This window comes from Streptomyces sp. NPDC037290, assembly GCF_055603245.1.
Genome location: NZ_JBVJVZ010000004.1, coordinates 513,014 through 534,213, shown reverse-complemented (window position 1 = coordinate 534,213; position 21,200 = coordinate 513,014). Strand labels below are relative to the sequence as shown.

At 70.7% G+C, this 21,200-nt stretch carries 15 protein-coding genes; 5 read left to right on the top strand and 10 right to left on the bottom strand.

Going from position 1 to position 21,200, the window contains the following annotated elements:
- Positions 1–231: 231 nt before the first annotated feature.
- A complete protein-coding gene (locus ACZ7HQ_RS17390) occupies positions 232–1,956 on the bottom strand; it encodes an acyl-CoA dehydrogenase family protein (RefSeq protein ID WP_470990261.1) in 1,725 nt (574 codons plus the stop codon).
- A gap of 100 nt (positions 1,957–2,056) precedes the next feature.
- Positions 2,057–2,629 (bottom strand): PadR family transcriptional regulator, encoded by a 573-nt coding sequence (locus ACZ7HQ_RS17385; protein WP_470990254.1) that lies wholly within the window; start codon positions 2,627–2,629, stop codon positions 2,057–2,059.
- Positions 2,630–2,885: 256 nt separating this feature from the next.
- On the opposite strand from ACZ7HQ_RS17385, the gene ACZ7HQ_RS17380 reads away from it, so the two are divergent.
- Positions 2,886–5,549: a SpoIIE family protein phosphatase gene (locus ACZ7HQ_RS17380; protein WP_470990252.1), complete on the top strand. Its 2,664-nt coding sequence runs from the start codon at positions 2,886–2,888 to the stop codon at positions 5,547–5,549.
- A 16-nt stretch (positions 5,550–5,565) separates the two neighbouring features.
- Here ACZ7HQ_RS17380 and ACZ7HQ_RS17375 read toward each other — a convergent pair whose 3' ends face one another.
- The 4 genes from ACZ7HQ_RS17375 to ACZ7HQ_RS17360 all read right to left on the bottom strand — a co-directional run bounded on the left by ACZ7HQ_RS17375 (position 5,566) and on the right by ACZ7HQ_RS17360 (position 11,894).
- Positions 5,566–6,600 (bottom strand): DUF8094 domain-containing protein, encoded by a 1,035-nt coding sequence (locus ACZ7HQ_RS17375; RefSeq protein WP_470990250.1) that lies wholly within the window; start codon positions 6,598–6,600, stop codon positions 5,566–5,568.
- A gap of 256 nt (positions 6,601–6,856) precedes the next feature.
- Positions 6,857–9,697: a type 2 lanthipeptide synthetase LanM family protein gene (locus ACZ7HQ_RS17370; RefSeq protein WP_470990248.1), complete on the bottom strand. Its 2,841-nt coding sequence runs from the start codon at positions 9,695–9,697 to the stop codon at positions 6,857–6,859.
- 149 nt (positions 9,698–9,846) lie between these two features.
- Positions 9,847–10,047: a DUF6229 family protein gene (locus ACZ7HQ_RS17365; RefSeq protein WP_031163102.1), complete on the bottom strand. Its 201-nt coding sequence runs from the start codon at positions 10,045–10,047 to the stop codon at positions 9,847–9,849.
- Positions 10,048–10,340: 293 nt separating this feature from the next.
- Positions 10,341–11,894, bottom strand: coding sequence for a flavin-containing monooxygenase (locus ACZ7HQ_RS17360; RefSeq protein WP_470990246.1), 1,554 nt, complete (start codon positions 11,892–11,894; stop codon positions 10,341–10,343).
- 325 nt (positions 11,895–12,219) lie between these two features.
- On the opposite strand from ACZ7HQ_RS17360, the gene ACZ7HQ_RS17355 reads away from it, so the two are divergent.
- The 4 genes from ACZ7HQ_RS17355 to ACZ7HQ_RS17340 all read left to right on the top strand — a co-directional run bounded on the left by ACZ7HQ_RS17355 (position 12,220) and on the right by ACZ7HQ_RS17340 (position 15,646).
- Positions 12,220–13,257, top strand: coding sequence for a C40 family peptidase (locus ACZ7HQ_RS17355; RefSeq protein ID WP_470990244.1), 1,038 nt, complete (start codon positions 12,220–12,222; stop codon positions 13,255–13,257).
- Positions 13,258–13,348: 91 nt separating this feature from the next.
- Complete coding sequence (locus ACZ7HQ_RS17350) at positions 13,349–14,353, top strand: L,D-transpeptidase (protein ID WP_470990242.1); 1,005 nt, start codon at positions 13,349–13,351, stop codon at positions 14,351–14,353.
- Between the two features lie 74 nt (positions 14,354–14,427).
- A complete protein-coding gene (locus ACZ7HQ_RS17345; RefSeq protein ID WP_470990705.1) occupies positions 14,428–14,934 on the top strand; it encodes a SigE family RNA polymerase sigma factor in 507 nt (168 codons plus the stop codon).
- Positions 14,927–15,646 carry a L,D-transpeptidase gene (locus tag ACZ7HQ_RS17340; protein ID WP_470990240.1) on the top strand — a complete coding sequence of 240 codons (720 nt, stop codon included), beginning with the start codon at positions 14,927–14,929 and terminating at the stop codon, positions 15,644–15,646. The genes ACZ7HQ_RS17345 and ACZ7HQ_RS17340 overlap by 8 nt, the downstream gene beginning before the upstream one ends.
- Positions 15,647–16,003: 357 nt before the next feature.
- On the opposite strand, the gene ACZ7HQ_RS17335 is transcribed toward ACZ7HQ_RS17340, so the two are convergent.
- The 4 genes from ACZ7HQ_RS17335 to ACZ7HQ_RS17320 form a co-directional block, all read right to left on the bottom strand.
- Positions 16,004–16,504 carry a hypothetical protein gene (locus ACZ7HQ_RS17335; RefSeq protein ID WP_470990238.1) on the bottom strand — a complete coding sequence of 167 codons (501 nt, stop codon included), beginning with the start codon at positions 16,502–16,504 and terminating at the stop codon, positions 16,004–16,006.
- A gap of 124 nt (positions 16,505–16,628) precedes the next feature.
- Positions 16,629–17,600, bottom strand: a complete 972-nt coding sequence (locus tag ACZ7HQ_RS17330) for an antibiotic biosynthesis monooxygenase (protein ID WP_470990236.1) — start codon at positions 17,598–17,600, stop codon at positions 16,629–16,631.
- A 6-nt stretch (positions 17,601–17,606) separates the two neighbouring features.
- Positions 17,607–20,324 (bottom strand): molybdopterin-dependent oxidoreductase, encoded by a 2,718-nt coding sequence (locus ACZ7HQ_RS17325; protein WP_470990234.1) that lies wholly within the window; start codon positions 20,322–20,324, stop codon positions 17,607–17,609.
- The gene (locus ACZ7HQ_RS17320; protein WP_470990232.1) at positions 20,321–21,148 is read right to left on the bottom strand and encodes an FAD binding domain-containing protein; all 828 of its coding nucleotides are present in this window, start codon (positions 21,146–21,148) and stop codon (positions 20,321–20,323) included. The genes ACZ7HQ_RS17325 and ACZ7HQ_RS17320 overlap by 4 nt, the downstream gene beginning before the upstream one ends.
- Positions 21,149–21,200: the final 52 nt, after the last annotated feature.

Genomic DNA, 21,200 nt, shown 5'->3' with positions numbered 1-21,200 from the left:
GGGCTTCACGGGGCAGGCCCTGCGGGACCAGGTACGCGCTCTGCCACCTCCGCGACGGCCTCGCCGAACGGATCACCTGCCCCACGCTGGTCTGCGAGGCAGTTCACGGCGACGGAGGGCGCCGACGCGCACTGCCAGGCGGGCGCTCAGCGACTGGCCCTGGCCCGTGTCTACGACTGGCTTGACGGCACACTGCGACACGGGCCTGCGGCCGGTTGGGCAGAGGGGGGGTTACGGGGCCATCTCGTACGCACCGGACAGCGCCTCGACCCGCTGCCAGACCCGCTCCGTGCGTGCCTCGTCGACGACCGGTCGCCGGACCGCAGCCAGCGCCCACTCCTGCTGCTGTTCGGTCGCCGAGTCCTTGCCGTGCAGTTCGACGGCGTGCGCGGAGAAGTCCCGCACGAGGACGGCGAAGAGTTCGTCGAGCACGTCCTCGTCGAGTCCGGTCAGGGCGGCCTGCTCCAGGACGAGCTGACCGTGCACGACGAGGGCGAAGAGCTGCCCGACCGCGAGGACGAGATCGAGGTCGCGGCTCTGCTCCGCGTCGGGAGCGGCCGTGGCGACGAACGCGCAGAGCGCGTCCGCCTGTTCGCGCAGGCGGGTCACGTTGGGCAGGTGCGCGTACGCGTCGAAGGCGGGCCGCCAGTCGTGGAAGCGCACCGAGCCGAGGCCGCGGGCCGGTCCCTGCCGGAACAGGAAGTCGTCGTCGGCCGCGTCGAGGCGGGTCGGCACGACCGGGTACTGGACCGGGTCGAGGAGGTGGCTGCGCATGAACTTCAGAATCAGCGCCAGGTTGACGTGGACCGTGCCCTCGAGCTTCGGCAGACCGCGGATCTCGACGGCCGCCTGTCCGAAGTAGTTGTCCTTCTCGAAGCCCTTGGCCGCGATGACGTCCCACATCAGGTCGATGACCTTCTCGCCCTCCGTGGTCACCTTCATCTTCGTCATCGGGTTGAAGAGAAGATAGCGGCGGTCGTCCGGGCCGGCGGAGCGGAAGTAGTCGACAGCGCGGTCGCTGAAGGACTTCATGCCGACGAGCCTGACGTACGCGTCGGTCAACTCACGCCGCACGTGCGGGAAGGCGGTGACGGGGCGGCCGTAGAGGACGCGGTTGTGGGCGTGGGTGACGGCCTCGTACATGGCGTGCTCGCAGATGCCGATCGAGGCGGTGCACAGGTTGAACTTGCCGACGTTGACGGTGTTGAGGGCGGCGTCGAAGGCGGCGCGGCCGGTGTGCAGGACGTCCTCGGCCGCTACGGGATAGTCCTCCAGGCGGAACTCGCTGACGAACTTGGAGGAGTCGACGACGTTCTTGACCAGGTGGTAGGCCGGGTGGCGGCTGTCGGCGGCGAAGAACACGTAGCCGTCGGGGCCCTCGACGTCGGTGCGGCGGCCGAAGACGGAGACGAGTCCTGCGGCGTTGCCGTTGCCGATGTAGTACTTGGAGCCGGTGGCCCGGAAGCCACCGTCGCCGTCGGGCTCCAGCAGCATGTCGGTGGAGTAGATGTCGGCGCCGTGGGCCTTCTCGGACAGGCCGAACGCGAACACCTCTCCCTGGGCGAGGAGTTCCGCGGCGCGGGCGCGGGCGGCGGCGTTGTCGCTCTGCCAGACGGGACCGAGGCCGAGGATCGTGACCTGCCAGGCGTACCAGTAGTCCAGGCCGTAGAAGCCCAGGATCTCGTTGAGCGCGGCTATCCGGGCGGTGTCCCACCGCTTGTCCGGTTCCCCCTCCCCCGCAGCGGACGACGGCGTCAGGAAGGTGGCGAACAGGTTCTCCTTCGCCGCGAAGGCGAGGAAGTCGCCGAGCCATGCGCGGGTGCGGTAGTCCTCGATCAGCCGCCTCTTCCCGCGCTCCTCGAACCAGTCGACGGTGGCACGCAGCAAGCGGCGCGTCTCGGGGTCGAAGTGTGCGGGGTCGTAACCGCGGGGGTTGAAAAGCAGCTGGTCAGCCATGGTGAGAACGCCTTTCGGCTGGTGGACGGGGGGATTCGGGAGGGAGGTGTGACGGTTGGTCCGGCCGGCTCGCAAGGAGCGGCGGTGGGTGCGGCGGCGGTCAGCGGCCCGGGCCGAACCGGGCCAGGGTGGCGAGCACGTCGTCCAGCCAGTCGATCATCATCCGCTCGTACGCGATGCCGCCGCGCAGGACGACGTGCTGGAGCTCCCGCTCCGCGTCGAGCGGCGCCTGTTCAGCGGCCGCGCTCGCCTCGGGCCCGGTGAAGTCCCGCGCCTGTCCCGCGCGATAGTGCGCCAGCCGGTCCCGGTGCGCCTGCCGGTGCCGCTCCACCTCGCGGATCAGGGCGGCCGGGTCGTCGAAGGCGGCGCCCCGGATCTTCACGGCCAGGTCGTGGCGGACGCTCTCCGGCTCGATCGGGTCGTGCAGCCAGGAGGACAGCGCGGCCCGGCCGAGGTCGGCGACGCTGTACTCCTTCTTGTCCGGCCGGCCCTGCTGGGGGACGTCCCGGACGTCGACCCAACCGTCGTTCTCCATGCGCTTGAGCACGCGATAGATCTGCTGGTGCGTCGCGGTCCAGAAGTAGCCGATGGACCGCTCGAAGCGCCGGGCCAGCTCATAGCCGGACCCCGGCTTCTCCAAGAGCGACACCAAGATCGCGTGTTCGAGCGCCATGACGCCGATCCTGCTATGCAACTCGTTGCATAGCAACCCTCGCCCGCCCGGATGCGACACGACTCACCCCGCTGACGGCCCTGGGGGAAGGCAGCAGTCGCCGACCTTGCAGGCCCGGTGCTAGAAAAGGGACATGAGCGGACGTTTCCGCAGGCCATGGGCCAGAGCGGCGCCGCCACCCGGAACCCGGTGGTCATGGGGCGCTTACCGTCGGCCGGGGTCCGCTCCGCCCGACAGGCACCGCATGTCGTCCTCCATGAGCGTACGTACCCTTGCCGCGCAGGTCTTCCTGCTCCAGGCGCTGGTGGTGCTCGTGCTGGTCGCGGTGGCTGCGGCAGCCCTGGTCGTGCAGGGGCGGTACGACGGTGAGCGCGACGCGAAGAACCGGTCGCTGGCCGCGGCGGAAGCCTTCGCACACGCGCCCGGCACCGCACCGGCACTCATGTCACCGGATCCGACGGCACGGCTCCAGGCGGCGGCGGAGCAGGCGAGAACGGGTTCCGGCGTCGACTTCGTCACCGTCCTGGACAGGAACGGGATCCGGCTCACCGACCCCGATCCCACCCTGATCGGCAAGAAGGCACAGGGCGTCGGCCGGGCCGCGGCGGGAGAGACGTTCACCGAGACGTTCCACGGCCGTCCGTCCGACGCCGTGCGCGCGGTCGTACCCGTGAGGGTTCCGAGCGGGCGTGTGGTGGGGATGGTCAGCGCCGGTATCGAGTACGCCACCCTGGGCCACGTGCTGAACCAGCAGCTGCCCATGCTGCTCGGGGCGGCAGCCGCTGCGCTCGCGCTGGCGACCGTCGGCACCGCGCTGGTCAGCCGCCGCCTGCGCAGACAGACCCGTGGACTCGGTCCGGCCGAGATGACCCGGATGTACGAACACCACGACGCCGTGCTGCACGCGGTGCGCGAGGGAGTCCTGATCGTCAGCGGCGACGGGCGGCTCCTGCTCGCCAACGACGAGGCACGCCGGCTGCTGGGCATTCCCGACGGTGCCGAACAGCGCCCGGTGACGGGCCTGGCCCTGGCACCCGCACTGAAGCGGCTGCTGGTGTCGGGGGAACCCGCCTCCGACGCGGTGATCCCGGCGGGCGACCGGCTCCTGGCCGTGAACACCCGGCTCACCGCCCCGGTCGGCGAGGGGCCCGGTCTGGTCGCCACCTTCCGCGACACCACGGAGCTGACCGCCCTGTCCGGCCAGGCCGAGGTCGCCCGTGGACGCCTGTCCTTCCTGTACGAGGCCGGCATGCGGATCGGTACCACACTCGATGTGCGCCGTACGGCGAAGGAGCTCTCCGACGTCGCGGTCCCCCGCCTGGCCGACTTCGTCACCGTGGAACTCCTCGAATCCGTCCTCCGCGGCGACGAGCCCACCGGAGCCGTGCACCGTATGCTCCGCACCGCGCTGAGCGAAGCGCGGACCGGACACCCGCTGCAGCCGGTGGGGGACGTGATCCGGTTCGTGATGGCCGACACCCCGATGGTGGCGGCACTCCGTCGCGGCAAGGCCGTCCTGGTGCCGGACCTGCACACCGCCCAGGACTGGCGGGCCCAGGACCCTCAGGGCGCTCGGCAGGCGCTGGACTACGGCATCCATTCCCTCGTCACCGTGCCGGTACGGGCACGCGGGGTGGTCCTCGGCATCGCCAACTTCTGGCGGGCCGCGGACACCCCCCGGTTCGAGGAGGAGGACGTCGCCGTGGCCGAAGAGCTGGTGGCGCGTGCCGCCGTCGCCATCGACAACGCGCGCCGGTACGCCCGCGAGCACGCGATGGCCATGACACTGCGGAGCAGCCTGCTGCCCCGGGACCTTCCGGAGCAGGACGCGCTGGAGATCGCCACGCGCTATCTGGCGGCGGAGTCCGGCGTCGGCGGCGACTGGTTCGACGTCATTCCCCTGCCCGGCTTCCGCGTCGCCCTGGTCGTCGGTGACATCGTGGGGCACGGACTGCAGGCCGCGGTGACCATGGGACGGCTGCGTACCGCCGTGCTGAACTTCTCCTCGTTGGACCTGGCCCCGGACGAACTGCTCGGGCACCTCGACGAGATGGTGACCCGGCTGGACGCCCAGACGGAGCAAGCCGACGGCGACCGTGTGCCGCTCACCGGCGCCACCTGCCTCTGCGCCGTCTACGACCCCGTCGGGGGGCACTGCACCTTCGCCCGCGCCGGGCACGTCGCACCCGCGGTGGTGTCTCCGGAGGGCGGCGTGACCTTTCCCGACCTGCCGCTGTCTCCACCCCTGGGGGTGGGCGGGCATCCTTTCGAGGCCGGCGAACTGGACCTCGCCGAGGACAGCCGCCTCGTGCTGTTCACCGACGGCCTGGTCGAGAACCGCACGCGGGACATCGACGAGGGCATGGAGATGCTCCGCTCCGCCATCACCCGAGCGGGCGAGACACCTGAGGAGATCTGCGGCACCCTCGTGGAAACCATGCTGACCGAGAGGCCCAGCGACGACGTGGCGTTGCTGGTGGCCGGGACGCGGCTGCTCGACCCGTCCTGCGTCGCGGCGTGGGACGTGCCGTTCGACGTGACGGCCGTGTCACCGGTCCGCGGCGAGGTGGGCCGGCGACTCGCGGACTGGGGGCTGGACGACCAGGCGTTCGCCACGGAACTGATCATCAGCGAACTCCTGACCAACGCGGTCCGCTACGGCGCCCCGCCCGTGCGCGTGAGGATGCTGCTGGGCCGCACCCTCGTGTGCGAGGTGTCGGACGGCAGCAACACCTCGCCTCGGCTTCGGCGGGCGGCCACCACCGACGAGGGAGGACGCGGCCTGTTCCTCGTCTCCCAGTTCGCGGACGGCTGGGGTACGCGCTACGCCGCGCAGGGAAAGGTGATCTGGGCCGAACAGAATCTTGACCGCACCTCGGCCCCGGACATGTCCGCGCTGTTCGACGACATGGCCCTGTGAGGCCGCTCGGCGTCCCTCAGACATCGGCTGCCGGAGTGGCATCCACCTTGGTCAGCTGGGTGCCGATGGAGTAGACGGCTGGTTTGCCGCCCGCGGAGATGACTCCGATCTCCGTCTGGGCGTAGTGGCGGACGACCTTGTCCATGTGTGCGTCCGGGTCGCGCTTGACGAACGGCTTGTCCGTGTCGCCGAGGTTGATGTAGGACTGCAGGTCCTTGGCGAGGAAGGTCTCGTCGACGGCGCTGTCGGACAACACGAGTGCGCCACCGTCAGCGGTCTTGGCGGCGAAGACGTCCCCGGGGTGGGGGGCGGTCCTCTTGAAGTCGACCCAGGCGTGCCCGCCCAGGTTGTCGGTCCGCTCGGTGTGCCAGGACCTGCCGATGCGTCGGGCCGCGGTGTCGGCGAGCGGGGTGTCGCTGCCGCCTGTCACCCACAGATCGGTGACCAGTTCCGGCAACCGCGAGGGCGCCGTCCCACCGATCCTGGCGTCGGGGTCGGCGACCTTCATCAGCCCGCCGCTGTCGAGGGCGATGTGCGGCACCTTGGCCAACTCGGCCCCCGCGAAGTCGCGGGCGACGACCATCCGCCAGCCGTCGCCTGAGCGCTTGAAGACGAGGAACCTGATGTCCTTCGACCACAGCTTGCCCGGCTTGCCGTGGGTGAGTTGCGCGCCTTGGGTGCGCACCAGGAACCAGTCGGCCTTCGAGGAGGCGGGCGGGATGTAGAAGGTGCGGTTGACGTACACGAACGGGGCGAGATTGTCCGCGACGTCCTTCTTGTCGAGGGCGGGGATCTGCGTCAGGTACGCCTGGTCCATCGCAAGGACGGCGCCACCCTCCGCCCTCGCCATGAGTGAGGCGGAACGCTGGGAGTTGGCCTCGTTGTTGACCTTCTGATAGGCGTCCACCGCCTTGTTCGCCTCGGCCTTGGTGAGCAACGGCCTCTCGGCCGGCGTGGCGCCCCCGCGCGCTGAAGCGCTGTCGGCGGAGGAGCAGCCGGTCAAGGAAGCCGCGACGCAGAACACGGCCCCGACGAGCACGCCGATGCGCATGGCACGGACTGTGTGAGCAGGGCGGGCCCGGTGAGCCATGGCAAGGTTTCCCCGTTTCTCGTGTGCTTTCGGCGACCGTCCTGTGCGGCGCGCACCGGATGATCGCTGTGCCACGGTATCGACCCCCCTGACCCCGGCGGCAACTCACGCCCCACTCCGGAACCGGACCGTGACCTTCCGAACCGGCAGGCACCCACAGGCCTTTGGGCTCTGGGCCACAGTGCGCCGCACGGGCTCCCCGACTCCTGTTCCGGCCTCAGTCCAGGAGCAAGGGATTGGGCAGGTCCGCCGCAGGATGCATGCGCAGGAGCGTGTGCAGGACCCCGGCGAGGCCGGACATGAGACTGGGCGAGAACGCCTCCCGGGCCAGGCCGCCGACGGGGCCGCGCTGCTCGAGACCGGTGAGGATCTCCGCGTCGAGGTCCAGCGGGTCGCCGAAGCCCAGGCAGGTGAGGAACTCCCAGAGGCCGAGGTCGCCGTGGCAGAGGGTGTGGCTCCAGCCGAAGCCCTCGGCGGCGCAGGCGCGTGCGGCGCGGTGGGCCATGTCGAGGTGCAGGGGGTCGCCCGTGCGCCGGTGCAGGTCGAGCATGCCGATGCCGATCCCCGCGCTGCCGTGGCACCAGCTGGTGAAGAAGTCCTCCTCGGCGCCGATCCGGACGTCGAGCCAGTTGCCCTGCTCGGACTGCCAGAGGGACTCCTGGAAGGCGAAGGCCTGCTGAGCCAGGCGCCTCCAGCCGCGGCGTTCGGCCTCGGATCCGGCGTCGCTGAGGGCGAGCCGGGCCAGCGACCAGCCGATGCCGGTGGCGCCGTGGGCGAAGCCGCCGATGCCCTCGGGGTTGAGCCGGGTCGTCCAGCGGGCGCCGCTCGCGTCGAGGGTGGCCAGCCCGGTCAGCCGGCGTCCGATGTGCGCGGCGGCGCCGAGCCACCGGTCCTGCCCCGTCGCGGTGGCCAGGCCGAGCAGGGGGACGATCGCGCCGGCGGCCCCGTTGAGGAGGTCCACCTCGATGTCCTCCTCGACCAGCGGAGCGCCCTCGGCGAGCAACTGGGCGCGCTCGGCGGCCCGCTCCAGGAACCGGTCCTCACCGAGCACCCGGTGCAGGGCCAGCCACGTCCACACCTGGGAGGCGGCACCGCTGAACGCCCCGGCCGACGGCGTCGGCGTACGGTCCTCTGTGGCGAGCAGCACACGCAGGGCGCCCTCGAACGTCTCGGCCGCGCCCGGCACGTCGTCGGCCCGGCCGGCCCGTACCTCGGTCAGGTACTCCGCGAGCGTCAGCGCGACCCCGCCCTGCCCGGTGTAGAGGTCGGCGGGCAGCACCCTGATGGACCATCCGGCGGGTGTGAAGACGGGGCTGATCCAGGTGGCCGTACCGTCCGCGCCGCGCACCGCACCGTCGCACAGCCGCCGTACCATCTGCGCGGCCAGGTCCCGTCGGCGCCGTTCCCGGTCACGGGCGTGCGGGTCGCGGGCGGCGGCCTGCACCCGGGCGGGCAGCGAACGCTCGTTGAGATAGGCACCCACCAGGGCGTCCTGGATCACCGCCTCCTCCAGTGCGAGGTCGGCGGTGCGCCAGTCCTCGACCGTGTCGCGTACGGCGGTCGCGTCCACGGCGAAGGCGAACATCGGTACGTCGCCGGCCAGCAGGTCCGCGATCTCGCTGTCGATGGTCGCGCGGTCGGTGGGCGCGCCGGGCAGCACCTCGGCGTTGCGCCGCAGGATGTCCCGGGCCCGCTCGACGGCTGCCGCCTCGTCGTGCAACGACGCCGGGTGCCACAGCATCCGCCCGATGTCGACGTACGCCTGCGTGGGCCGCCGGATGCGTCGCGCCCGGGTGTCCTCGAAGCGGTGCAGCAGCCGGTACGGGTCCCGGCCGGGCCGGTGCAGATGCGCGGTCATCTCGCGGAAGCCGGCCAGGATCCGGTCCCAGTACGTGCTCAGGACCGGTGTGGGGCTGGGGTGGTTGCCGGTGGCGGGCATGGCCACCAGGTCCACCTGGAAGCGGGCCGCCGCGGTGCCGCCGTCCGCGATCACCGGGTTCGGGATGAGCGGCTGCTGACCGGGCAGCGCCCCGACCCCTGAGATGTCCACGCCGCCGAGTGCGAAGCCGGTGCCGCGTACGGGCAGCAGTCCGGTCCGCAGCACCGTACGGCGGATCGCCGCCGCGGCCACGTCCACCGCGTCGCCCCGGTCGCTGGGCGGGAACGGCGCCGGGGCGTCGAAGAGTGTCTCGGCGTCCACGATCACCGGGACGGGACCGGCGGCGATCATGTTCTCCGCGTGCATGTCGGTGCCGCCGGTGAACCGGAGGACGGCCAGCCAGTGTCCGACTCCCCGGTAGAACGCGGCGAGTTCGGTGTCGTCCACGCAGTACCGGTGGGGGACGAACTCGGCCCAGCCGTAGCCCTCGCGCGCCAGTGTTCGCGGCACACGGATGCGCTCGTGCGCCGCCGGGGCAGCGGGGAGGTCCGCGAACAGCTCCTCCAGCAGGGCGCCCAGTGCCACGTCGATGCCGGACGGCCGGGGCTTGTACATGACGCTTCCGCCCGCGAGGTCGACCCGGCTGACGGTCAGTCCGCCCCGGTGGCTGTCACCCGCACCGAAGCTGACGGCGCGCAGCTTCCCCGGCGGTCGGCCCAGCAGCGGCGCCAGCGACGAACGGTCCGCGGCGAGCCGGGCCGCGAACGCCGCCGTCGCCGCCACCGACAGCCCAGCCACGGTGGCGATCCGCCGGCCGAGGCTCGGGTACCGGCCGGCCAGCCGGTCGAGGTAACCCGGCTCGCCGGCCAGCTCGATGAAGGCGGACCACGTCTCCCTGTCGGTGTCGGCGTCGTCCCCGCCACCCCCTGTTCCCACCCCACTCGCCGTCAGGCGCAGCGCGTGCAACTCGATCAGGAACAGCCGGGAGAGCTTGGCGTGCAGGGACCTGAGCAGGGCGGTGTGCCCGGCCTCCAGCACCACGTTCCGTTCGTCCCGGCCGAGTGCGTCCACGTCGGCCAGTCGCCGGGCCAGGTCGTCCTGCCAGGGCCGTGCGATGCCCCGTACGGGTTGGGTGAACCATTCCGCCTGGTCCCGCGTCTCCAGCCCCGAACCGCTCACCGTCCACCTCTCCCGTCCACCGCGTCGCGCCCTCGAAGGCGCCCGGACGGAGCGCGGGGAATCGATTCACCAGCCCGGGCGGGGCGGCCGCCTCGCGCGTTCCCCGCGCTCCTGCTCGTAGAACCTCGTCAAAGGGCGAGGCGGACGTGTCAGCAGCACCAACTGCCGTGCGAACCGCTCGGGCTGGAACAGAAGCCGTAGAGGGAGTCGCTCGGGTCGGTGAGTGCGGCCTCGGCGGCCGTGCCGCCGACGTACAGCGGCCCGGCCGGGTTGGACTGGCCGTACGCACTCTCGGCGCCCGACAGCCAGGCTTCGATCACGGCGGTGTGGGACACACGGGTCTGGGGCATGGGTGGCCTCCGGACGTAGGAATGGGGCGGATTGCCCAGCCCTGAGTATGGCCGTGTCCGAACGGACGCCAGATGGCCGATTCGGCCACACTCATGTGGTACTGGTGCGGCGCCGCGCCGTCTCCGGGGCCGACGGGACGCCACGACGGGCACACCGCGCCACGTTCTGGGCAAGGGCGGACTCCGGCGCACGGCGCGGTGAGGTGGTGGGAGGTGGCGGAATCCGGTCTCGACGTTCGCGCGAAGGCGTGCGAGGGGAGACCCTGATCGGTCACCGGCGCGCTTCACCGGCCTCAAGGCGCCCTCGGGGCCGCCCTGGCGGCCTCCGCTGATCGCAGTCCTTCCCGCGCGGCGCCGGCTTGGGCCGGCAGTGGCAGTGACCAGGTGTAGAGCTCCGGGTCGAAGGCGTGCAGGCGCTTGACGAGCCTCGTGGTCGACCAGGGCCAGCAGAAGGTGTTGATGCCCGGGAGGCCGAAGTAGTAGCCCGTGCCGCGGGTGGCGTTGTAGACGGTGTTGCTCAGCGCCTCGTGCAGGGTCCGTTGGTGGGCTGCCTCGGCCTCGGGCTTGACGTCCAGTGCGGATGCCCCGCTGGTGCGCAGGTGGTCGAGGGCGGCGGTGACGTAGCGGAGCTGGGCTTCGAGGACGGTGGGGACGGCGGTGGTGCCGGTGAGCAGATTCGGTCCGATGAGCAGGAAGAGGTTGGGGTATCCGCTGACGCTGGTGCCGAGGTAGGCACGGCGGTTGTCGGCCCAGGCCTGGGCCAGTGTGCCGTCGGTGCCATGGAGGCGGGGGGCCAGCGGGATGTCGCCGATGTGGTATCCGGTCGCGAGGACGATGATGTCGGCGCGGGTGCGGGTGCCGTCGGCGCCGATGACGTCGGAGCCCTCCACGGCGGTCACGCGGGTGGGGTGCAGGCGCACGTTGGGCCGGGTGAGGGCGGCGTAGTAGGTGCTGGAGGTGATCAGACGGCGGCCGCCGAAGCGGTAGTCAGGAGTGAGGGCCCGGCGCAGCGCGCGGTCCCGTACCGAGGTGTGCAGATGGAAGCGGGCCAGGGCTTCCAAGGGCCGTAGCAGGTGGGGGTGCCGCAGGGGTACGCCGATGGCTTCCTGGGTCCAGTGGTGCAGGCCGCGTAGGGCGCGGCGTGCTGCCGGGTGGCGCTCGAAGTAGCGGTGGAGACCCGGACGGAGGGCGTAGTCAGGCTTCGGAAGCACCCACTGCGGTGTGCTCTGGAAGACGTCGACATGAGCCGCCCTGGGCTGGATCTCGGGCAGGAACTGGACGGTGGACGCACCGGTGCCCACCACGGCGACGCGCTTTCCGGTCAGGTCGGCTTCGTGGTTCCAGCGCGCGGAGTGGAAGGCCGTACCGGGGAAGGTGGTGAGACCGGGGATGTCGGGACGGCGGGGCCGGTGCCAGGGCCCGGTGGCGACGATCACGGCGCGGGCGGTGTACGACGTGCCCGACGCCGTGTGCAGGTTCCAGCGGTGCGCTTCCGCGTCCCAGCGTGCGCTCAGCACCTCGGTGTCGTAGCGGATCGCCTTGTCCGCGCCGTGTGTTGCCGCGGTGGTGTCGAGGTAGTCGAGGATCTCGGACCGGTCGGCGAAGCCCCGGCTCCACGCGTGGGGTGCGAAGGAGTACTCGTACAGGACCGACGGTACGTCGCAGCCGCATCCGGGGTAGGTGTTGTCGCGCCAAGTCCCGCCGAGGCGGCCGGACTTCTCCAGCACCACCACGTCGTCGAAACCGGCTCGGCGCAGCGCGATCACGGCGGCGACGCCGGAGAGACCGGCCCCGATGACGACGACTTCCGCTTCATGACGACGGTCGTCGGTGCTGTCGCCGGCCACCGGCACCCCCTCTGGCCTGCCTCGTGCGGGTATCCGCCACCACGTGCTCAGCACTACGGATCGTAGTGCCGTCCATGTTCAACTATGGCGATATGACCGGTAGATACCCCATAAGAGTGATCTCGGCGGGGTCAAGCAGGCAGCGAACACCGGGCAAGGCGGCGCACAGCACACGAGGTTTTCCATGCAAACATTTGATCTGGCTGTGGGAAAGTCATTAAGGTCTTGCTCCACCCCCTCAGGTGATCACTCAGCGGGAGTGGCGGTGGTGGGACCGCCCGCCGACGTGTCGGCAGGCGGCCGGAGGATCAAGGAGCCCGCCCCTGTGGCGTCCCATCGTCGGCCCAAACAGCCGAGCCGCACGCGCGTGACCGTGCTGACCACCGCAGCCGCCGCTGCTGTCGCCCTGAGCGCGAACGCCGCGAGCGCCGCGCCGAGCGAGAAGCCCGGCAAGGACGAGGTCAAGGCCAAGGTGGACAAGCTCTACGAGGAGGCGGAGCAGGCCACCGAGAAGTACAACGGGGCGAAGGAGAAGCAGCAGAAGCTCCAGAAGGAGATCTCCGCCATCCAGGACAGCGTTGCCCGCGGTCAGCAGGAGCTGAACAAGCTGCGCGACGGCCTGGGTTCGCTGGCGACCGCCCAGTACCGCTCCGGCGGCATGGATGCCTCGGTCCAGCTCTTCCTGTCCTCCGACCCGGACGACTTCCTCGACAAGGCCTCCACGCTCGACCAGTTGAGCCGGCAGCAGGTCGACGCGCTGAAGAAGATTCAGTACAAACAGCGCGAACTCGCTCAGGAGCGCGCCGAGGCCACCGAGAAGCTCGAGGACCTCGCCTCCACCCGTACCGAGCTGGGCAACAAGAAGAAGGAAGTCCAGGGCAAGCTCGCCGAGGCGCAGAAGCTGCTCAACACCCTGACCGCCAAGGAGAAGGCCGCACTCGCCGCCGAGCAGCAGCGCGCCGACCGCTCCTCCACCCAGCGCGTGGACCTCGGCGACGACACCTCCGCCTCCGGCCGGGCCGGCGCCGCGTTCTCGGCCGCCCAGAGCCAGCTCGGCAAGCCCTACGTCTACGGCGCCACCGGCCCGTCCTCCTTCGACTGCTCGGGCATGACCTCCTGGGCCTACGCCCAGGCCGGCGTCTCCATCCCGCGCACCTCCGAGGCCCAGGCGAACACCGGCACCCGCCTCAACCGGAGCCAGCTCCAGGTCGGCGATCTGGTCTTCTTCTTCAACGACCTGCACCACGTCGGCCTCTACGCGGGCAACGGCCAGATCCTCCACGCCCCTCGCACCGGCACGGTCGTACGGTACGAGTCGATGGACACCATCGGCGGCCCGTTCATGTTCGGGGTCCGAGTCTGACCTGCCCGGCAAAAAGGTTTCACCCCGATGCAACCCGCCTGTGAGCCCGTGCGTATGGGAGGCGATACCGCACCTCACGCAGGGGGATTACATGTTCGTGGACCGTTCGGCCGGTTGGACCGCCGGCCGTTTCGGCGCTGTTGTCGTGGCCTGTACGGCCCTGTTCTCGGCCGTCGGTTGTTCGGCGGACGCGGGCACCGGCGCCCGGGTGACCGCTGACGCCCGGGCCTCCGCCGCGGCGGACCACAAGGCACCGGGCAAGGGCAAGGACGGCGCGGGCAGGACGTCCGGCGCACGCCCGGTTCCGTCGGGGCCGGAGCCCGCGGTGCTGGGCGAGGCCCGGGTGAACATATCCGACGGGCAGACGGTGGGTGTGGGCATGCCGATATCCGTCACCTTCTCCCGGCCGGTTCCCGCTGCCGAGCGCAAGGGAGTGGAGAACTGGCTGCGCGTACAGACCTCGTCGGGCACGACGGGGGCGTGGAGCTGGGTGAAGGACACCAGCCTCCTGGACGGGCAGCGTGTCGACTTCCGCCCCAGTACCACCTACTGGCAGTCCGGCACCCGAGTCACTCTCCGTCTCGGCTCGCACGGTGCCCGGCACCTCACCATCGGCCGGTCGCTGGTCGCCACGGTCGACGCGAAGACGCACACGATGACCGTCCGCACCGGCGGTACGGCGCAGCGCATCCCGGTCACCACCGGGGCACCGGGGACGGACACCTGGAACGGGACCATGGTCGTCATGGACAAGCAGCACAAGGTGCTCATGGACTCCCGCACCGTGGGCCTCGGGAACAAGTACCGCGGCGACTACTTCTGGGCCGTGCACCTGACGGCGTCGGGGACGTACGTGCACCAGAACCCGCGGGCCGACACCGAGGCCGGACACCGCAACGTCACCCACGGGTGCGTCGGCCTTGCCTCCGACGGCACCGCCCAGCGCTTCTACGACCAGGTACGGGTCGGCGACGTCGTCACGGTCACCGGGGCGGACAAGGACACCGTCGCCGCCGGCAACGGCTACGGCGACTGGAACCTCACGTGGAAGCAGTGGCTCGCGCACAGCGAGGCCGGCGCCACCACGACCGCATGACCCCCATCGCACCGGCGGTAGCCCGCACGAGCCCGCGCCACGCGCCACGCGCCGTAAGAAGAGAGCACGACAAGGTGACCGAGGACGAGTTCGACCTCTTCTACGCGGCTGCCTGCCCGCGGTTGGTCGGCCAGCTGTACGCCCTGACGGGTGACTACGCCGAAGCCCAGGACGTGGTCCAGGAGGCGTTCGCGCGGGCCTGGGAGCGGCGTTCGTCCGTCCTGAGCGGCGACCGGGGTCCCGAGGCGTGGATCCGCACGGTGGCACACCGTCTGGCGATGAGCCGCTGGCGGCGGGCGCGCCGCTGGTGGGAGCTGGTCCGGCGCGAGTCCGTGCCGCGGCCGGCGCCCGAACCGAGTCCGGACCATGTGGCGTTGGTGGCCGCTCTGCGGCGCCTGCCGGAGGCCCAGCGGACCGCGATCGTGCTGCATCACCTGTGCGATCTGAGCGTGGAGCAGATAGCCGCCGAGACCGGTGCGGCCGTCGGCACCATCAAGGCCCGCCTGTCACGCGGCCGTTCGGCGCTCGCCGCTCACCTGGCGAGCGAGGAAGTCCACTCCACGGAGGAAGCCTGTGTCTGACCAGCTGCCACCGCATCCGCTGACCGAGGCGGATCTGTCGGCCCGGCTCCGTGGCCTGGCCGCGCAGGGCACGGCACCGGCCACGGGAGCCCAGGCGAGGAGCCGGGCGCAACGCCGCCGCGGCCGGCGCGTGGTGCTCTCCACCGGCGCGCTGGCGGCGGCGGTCCTCACCGCTGTCACCTCCGGCGGCTTCGGCTCCGACGCCGGGTCGGCCGCACCCCCTGCGGCGTCGTTGCCCCACACTCCCGCACCGGCCCGGGCCCCGGCGACCGTCCAGCGGGTGACGGTCGACCTGGACGCCCACACTCTGACCATGAAGGGCAGGAGGTTCCCCATCAGCGGGGTGCAGGACAACTGCCCGATCGGCGAGACGGCGGTCACGGTCACCGCCAAGTACCCCACCCTGACCATGCCCCCCAGCTTGTACAGCAAGTTGAGCAAGCATGTGGACGTCAGGCGGTGGGCCGTCACCTTCACCGACCGCCGTCACCACGAGCGGCTGCTGGTGTGGGCCCTGGACCCCTCCGCCGGTCTCAACAGCATCGGCGACGACGCCGGCCCCGGCTCCATCGCCCTGGCGCCCGAGGCCGGGAAATGGGTGTACGACGCCATCGAGCCCGGCGCGCGAGTGGAGATCAAGGGCCGGCAGGCCGCGAGCGCGGACCCTGACTCCGTGTGCTACGACCGCCGCCCGGTCACCGGCCACCACTGATGCCGAACCGGCGCGGTCGAAGGGATTCAGCCCCGTTCCGCCTCGGTGACGAAAGGGCACCGGACGAGTCCGGAGTCATGGGAAACCCTCTGTTGATGTCCGGCGTCCGCGTCCCGGCGCCGGACAACCCCCGTCGGCTAGACCTGGGGCCGGCGCACCCGCGCACCGGCCAGACGGAGGGAAGCATGAAAGCCGCGAAACAAATGATGCTGTTTCTGGCGACTACCGCGCTCGCGCTCGCCAGTACCTTCACGCCTTCACCGTCGGTTGCCCCGGCGCCGCTGCTCAGGTCCCATCCGACGTCCAAGACCCCGAGGCGGGACACTCGTCGCGGGGGTCTGCACGCCGACCCGGCAGCTATGCGGTCTCCCCCACCTGAGGTCCGGCCCACAGCGGATAGGTCACGACGAGAGGGAATCCGCGTGGCCGACTGCCCTGGTACGTGAGGGTGATCCTTGAGTAGCGTTGCAGTTGGGGATGTTTCGTCCACGACCCGGGACGGTCGAGCCGTACGACGACCGGGTATTGGCGGAACCGGCCCACTGCGCAGTAGGGCTTGCAGTCGTTGACCGCGTTGATCCCCTCTGCGGTCGCCGAGTTGGTGCCCCACTGCGTCCAGCGGAGTCCCAGAAGGCGACTGTTGCCGTCACCGCAGGCAAGAATGAAGTCCCCGGGGCGTACCTGTGCGTGGCCGAAGCAGTCGACGAGCACAGGGCCTGCGACCTGACGGCGCACCGTGTCCGGGGCCGAGGCCGTCACCGACGGCGTCGAGGGGGCCGCAGAGGCGGTTCCCATCGACGCGACGAGCCCAGCTGCGGCACAGATGATCCCCACGGCGTTGAACGTGTGCTTCCTCATGCCGGCTCCTGGTTGCCCTACCGAATCCGGACTCTTTCGACGCTACGACCACATCACCGGATCCACCACTTGCGCCAAGATGACCTTCCCGTGCCGCGGACCCGTACACGGCGGCGGTCGCCGGTCAGGGCAGTGTCCACAACCGGACCGTGACGAGGTAGAACACGACGGCCCAGAAGGCCATCGCCACCGCGACGACACCGAGGCCACGGAGATCGGCCCCTCGCGCTCGGTCCGGCGACGGCCGCAGCCACCGGCCGAGCAGCGGGTTCACGTAGTAGGGCATGGTCAGGAAGCTCATGATGAAACTCGACAGCAGGTTGCCCACGAGCAGGCCGATCCAGAGCGGCATGTGCAGCGGGGACAGAGCGAGGGTCAGCAGCACGACGGTCGGGTACAGACCGACCCAGACGGCGAGGGAGGTCCTGGTCCCGGAGGGCGGCTGCGGTGCCTCCTTCCCGTTGCCCTCGAAGGCGAACCAGCTGCCGAACGAGTTGTCGATCGTGTGCAGTGTGAAGTCGCTGAACCTCTCGCCCTCGGCCAGGATCCGCCGGCGCTGGGGCGACGTCAGCCAGGCGTCGAGGTGCTCGGCGCTGTCGTAGCGGTACAGCGTGGTCCATTCCTCCTGGAGCCCCTCGACGGGGCGGAAGAGCTCGGTCCCGCGAAACCCCTCGAACTTGCTCTCCTCCTGGACCATGCGGTGCTGCCAGGCGAGGAAGTCGTCGACCTGGTTCGGGAGGACCCGGTGCGTGACCACCACGGTGACCAGCGGATCCAGTGCCTGGGTGTCGCTGCTGACCACCTGCTGGGTCGCCGGACCGTCGAAGTACCTGGCACCGGCGTCGAGATACGTCTGTCTGGTCGCGCTGTTGATCCATGCCTGCAGATGCGCCACCGAGTCGAACCGGTACACGACGACCCAGTCCGGTTGCAGCGGTGTCGGCGGGGAGATCTCGGCGCCGAGGAAACCGGGGTAGTGGGCCGCCGCCGCGTTGAGGTCCTCCTGCCACGACTCGAACTCGCGCTCCATCCCGGGCAGGACCTTCTGGCCGATGATCGCCGTCGCTGCGGCGGCTGCGTTCTTTGCGGTGTTCATGGTGGCTCAGCCTGCCGCCACCGGCCGCTCCGCGGGGAGCCGGCCGTAAATGCGTTCCGGAGTCAGCGGCAGCGAACGGTAGCGGACGCCCGTGGCGTCGTGCAGCGCGTTCGCGAGCGCGGGGGCCACCGGGTTGATGCAGCACTCGGCCATGCCCTTCGCCCGCATGGGCCCCACCGAATCGGCCGAGCGCACCAGGAGCACCTCGGTACGGGGAATGTCGGCGTAGGTGGGAATGCGGTAGTTCCGGAAGTCCGGGTTGACCATCACGCCGTTGTCGTCGACGTGATGGTTCTCGGTCAGGGCGAAGCCGATTCCCTGGGCGACACCGCCCTCCACCTGTCCCCGGACCTGCGCCGGGTTGATGATCACTCCGGCGTCCGCCGCCTGCACGCTGTACAGGATCCGTATCTCCCCCGTCACGCGGTGCACGGCGACCCGGAACCCCTGTGTGTTGGAGGTGACGCTCCGGGGCGAGCCGTAGGCCTTGCGTGCGGCGGTGAAACGGATTCCCCGCGTCCGGGCCAGCGCGACGAGTTCGGCGAGCGTCACCCGCCGGTCCCCGCAGACGACACCGTCGTCGTCCATCGTGCACATCACGACATGGACGCCCGTGTGCGCGGCGGCGAAGTGCAGGATGCGGTCCCGCACGGCGCCCGCCGCCCGCAGGACCGCGTTGCCCGCCACGAAGAGGCCCGCGCTCGCGAAGGCGCCCGTGTCGAATCCCGTGCGGTCGGTGTCGGACTGCACCAGACGGATCCGCGACGGCGTCGTGCCCAGCTGGTTGGCCGCGATCTGGACATGGGCCGTGGAGGTTCCCTCCCCGAACTCGGGCGTCCCGACGGCCAGTTCGTAGATGAGATCGTCGCCCAGCGTGACCCAGGCCTCGGAGATGTGTTCCGTCGGGGGCGCGGTCTCGTGCAGGGAACTCGCCACGCCGGCTCCGACGAGCCACTCGGGGCCGGGGGGCGGCTGGTCGGCCGTACGGGCCAGGGCGTCGCCCACCAGGTCGATGCACCTGGCGAGTCCGTCCTCGGTGAAGATCACGTCGTCGGGGCCGTCGTGCAGCGCGACCAGGGGCTCACCCGGCCGCACGATGTTGCGCCGGCGCAGTTCCAGCGGGTCGATGTCCAGGGCACGGGCCAGTTCGTCCATCGCCGACTCCACGGCGAACGCCGGCTGCGTCATCCCGTATCCGCGCAGTGCCCCGCTCGGCACGGTGTTGGTGTAGACGGAGTACGCGTCGTACTTCTTGTGCGGGCAGCGGTAGATCATCACGGCGGCTCCGCCCGCGTACAGCGTTTCGCCGCCGTGGTTGCCGTAGGCGCCGGTGTTCGACACGTTGCGCACCTGGAAGGCGGTGAGCGTTCCGTCGGCCTTCGCGCCGAGCTTGACCGTCAGGGTCATCGGATGCCGCGGCGAGGCCGTGGTGAACTCCTCCTCGCGGGTGTACTCGAGACAGGTGGGCCGCCCGGTGTCCAGGGTGGCGAGCGCGACCAGGTCCTCCGCGATCACCTCCTGCTTGCCGCCGAATCCACCGCCGACACGCTTGCAGAACACCCTCACCTGGTCCGGGCGCAGAGCGAACAGGTACTCCAGTTTGACCTTCGCGATCGACGGTGACTGCGAACTGGTGCGGACGTTCAGCCGGCCGGCCTCCATCCAGGCGATCGATCCGTGAGTCTCCAGATGCGCGTGCTGCACCCGCGGTGAGAAGTACGTGCCTTCGTGGATCACGTCGGCCGCGGCGAATCCCGCGTCGACGTCGCCGATGTGCGTGTGGAGTTCGAGCAGGATGTTGTGGGCGGGGTCGCGGACGAACGGATCGCCGGAGCCGTGCAGCTGGGGTGCGCCGTCGGCCATCGCCACCTCGGGGTCGAACACCGCCGGCAGCACCTCGTACTCGACCGCGAGCAGGCGGCAGCCCTCCTCGGCCGCCCCGGCCGTGTCGGCCAGGACCGCGGCGACGCGCTGGCCGGCGAAGCGGACCGTGTCGTCGAGGATGTAGGTGTCGTCCGGGTCGACCAGGTGGTCGGTGTGGATCGCCGTGGTGAAGCGCCTGCGGGGTACGTCCTGCCAGGTGTAGACCCGGTGCACGCCGGGCACCGCGAGGGCGGCGCTCTTGTCGATCGAGAGGATCCGGGCGTGTGCGTGGGGAGAGTGCAGCACCTTGAGGTGCAGCATGCCGTCGATATGCGTGTCCATGGTGAACTCGGCGTGCCCCGTCACCACGTCATGGCCCGCGGGCGCGCCCACGCTCGTTCCGACGGCCCTGCCCGGTGCCGCCGTCTCCACCGCGCTGACGCCCTGCACGGCGTCCTCGATCGCCCGGTATCCGGTGCAGCGGCAGAGGTTGCCCTTCAACGCCCGTGGCAGGTCCGCCTTCTGCTCCTCGGTGAAGGCCGACGACGTCATGATCATCCCTGCGGTGCAGAAACCGCACTGGAATCCCGGAGCGTCCTCGAACTGCCGCTGCACGGGATGCAGGGCGCCTGGCCGTCCAAGGCCCTCGATCGTGGTCACCTCATGGCCGTCCGCCCGGAAGGCGGGGGTGATGCAGCTGTGTACCGGTGTGCCGTCCAGCCACACCGTGCAGGCGCCGCAGTCGCCCGCGTCGCACCCCTTCTTGACGCCGAAGTGGCCGAGTTCGCGCAGGAAGGTGCGCAGGCACTGGCCGGGGGCTGGTTCCCGGTCGAATTCCCTGCCGTTGACGACGTAGCTCATGCCAGGTCCCCGGCCGTGAGTTCGCGGCAGATCTCCTCGGCGAAGTACCGCGTCAGATGCCGACGGTGATCGGGGGTCCCGTTGGGATCGGCGAACCAGACGCCGGCCGGGACGGCGTCGAGGCTCTGCCGCAGGGTTCGCACATCGGGCACGCAGTCGAAGGCGATGCGGACCGGCCGCGTGGTGCCGGCGGTGACCGTGAGCAACAGGTCACTCGCCCCCAGCCGTTGCGTGCCGACGAGGAACACCGTCGAACGACCGAGCCGGGTCAGCGCGAAGCGACGGTGCGCGGTGCGTTTGCGCAGCGCGTGCTCCGGAATGGTGACGCGCCGAAGGAGCTCCCCGGGGGCGAGGACGTTGCGGTGGTCGCCCGTGACGAAGTCGAGGGCGTCGACGAAGCGCACGGAGCCGTCGGACGCCCAGAGTTCGTACTGCGCCTCCAGCGCGACCGTCAATGTGATCATCGGGCCGGCGGGCAGGGACATGCAGATGTTTCCGCCGACGGTCGCCGCGCTCCAGACCTTGAACGAGGACAGGAATGCCTCACAGCTTTTCCGCAGGAGGATCCCGGCGGTCCAGGCCACCGGCCAGGGGAAGGCGTACAGGTCACGAATGGTGCACGTGGCGCCGATCTCCAGGCCCTCGTCCGTCGGGACAAGGGGCTCCCAACGCAGCGCCGTCAGGTCGATCAGCCGTCGCAGCTCCGGCTGGTCCGTGGAATAGAGCCATGTTCCGCCCGCGAGCCATGCGTCGCCCTCGTGCCAGTCCACGCCTGGCCGCTCGGACGGTTGGCGGACCACTTCGGTGATGGTGTTGAGGTCCATGAGAAACCGGCCTCCGGGAGAACGGACCCTGGCCGCCGTTGGCCGCGAGGGA

Excerpts from the sequence above, each read along its gene's own strand:
- ACZ7HQ_RS17390 (WP_470990261.1), bottom strand. The coding sequence starts at position 1,956 with ATGGCTGACCAGCTGCTTTTCAACCCCCGCGGTTACGACCCCGCACAC.
- ACZ7HQ_RS17385 (WP_470990254.1), bottom strand. The coding sequence starts at position 2,629 with ATGGCGCTCGAACACGCGATCTTGGTGTCGCTCTTGGAGAAGCCGGGG.
- ACZ7HQ_RS17380 (WP_470990252.1), top strand. The coding sequence starts at position 2,886 with ATGAGCGTACGTACCCTTGCCGCGCAGGTCTTCCTGCTCCAGGCGCTG.
- ACZ7HQ_RS17375 (WP_470990250.1), bottom strand. The coding sequence starts at position 6,600 with ATGCGCATCGGCGTGCTCGTCGGGGCCGTGTTCTGCGTCGCGGCTTCC.
- ACZ7HQ_RS17365 (WP_031163102.1), bottom strand. The coding sequence starts at position 10,047 with ATGCCCCAGACCCGTGTGTCCCACACCGCCGTGATCGAAGCCTGGCTG.
- ACZ7HQ_RS17350 (WP_470990242.1), top strand. The coding sequence starts at position 13,349 with ATGTTCGTGGACCGTTCGGCCGGTTGGACCGCCGGCCGTTTCGGCGCT.
- ACZ7HQ_RS17335 (WP_470990238.1), bottom strand. The coding sequence starts at position 16,504 with ATGAGGAAGCACACGTTCAACGCCGTGGGGATCATCTGTGCCGCAGCT.
- ACZ7HQ_RS17330 (WP_470990236.1), bottom strand. The coding sequence starts at position 17,600 with ATGAACACCGCAAAGAACGCAGCCGCCGCAGCGACGGCGATCATCGGC.
- ACZ7HQ_RS17325 (WP_470990234.1), bottom strand. The coding sequence starts at position 20,324 with ATGAGCTACGTCGTCAACGGCAGGGAATTCGACCGGGAACCAGCCCCC.
- ACZ7HQ_RS17320 (WP_470990232.1), bottom strand. The coding sequence starts at position 21,148 with ATGGACCTCAACACCATCACCGAAGTGGTCCGCCAACCGTCCGAGCGG.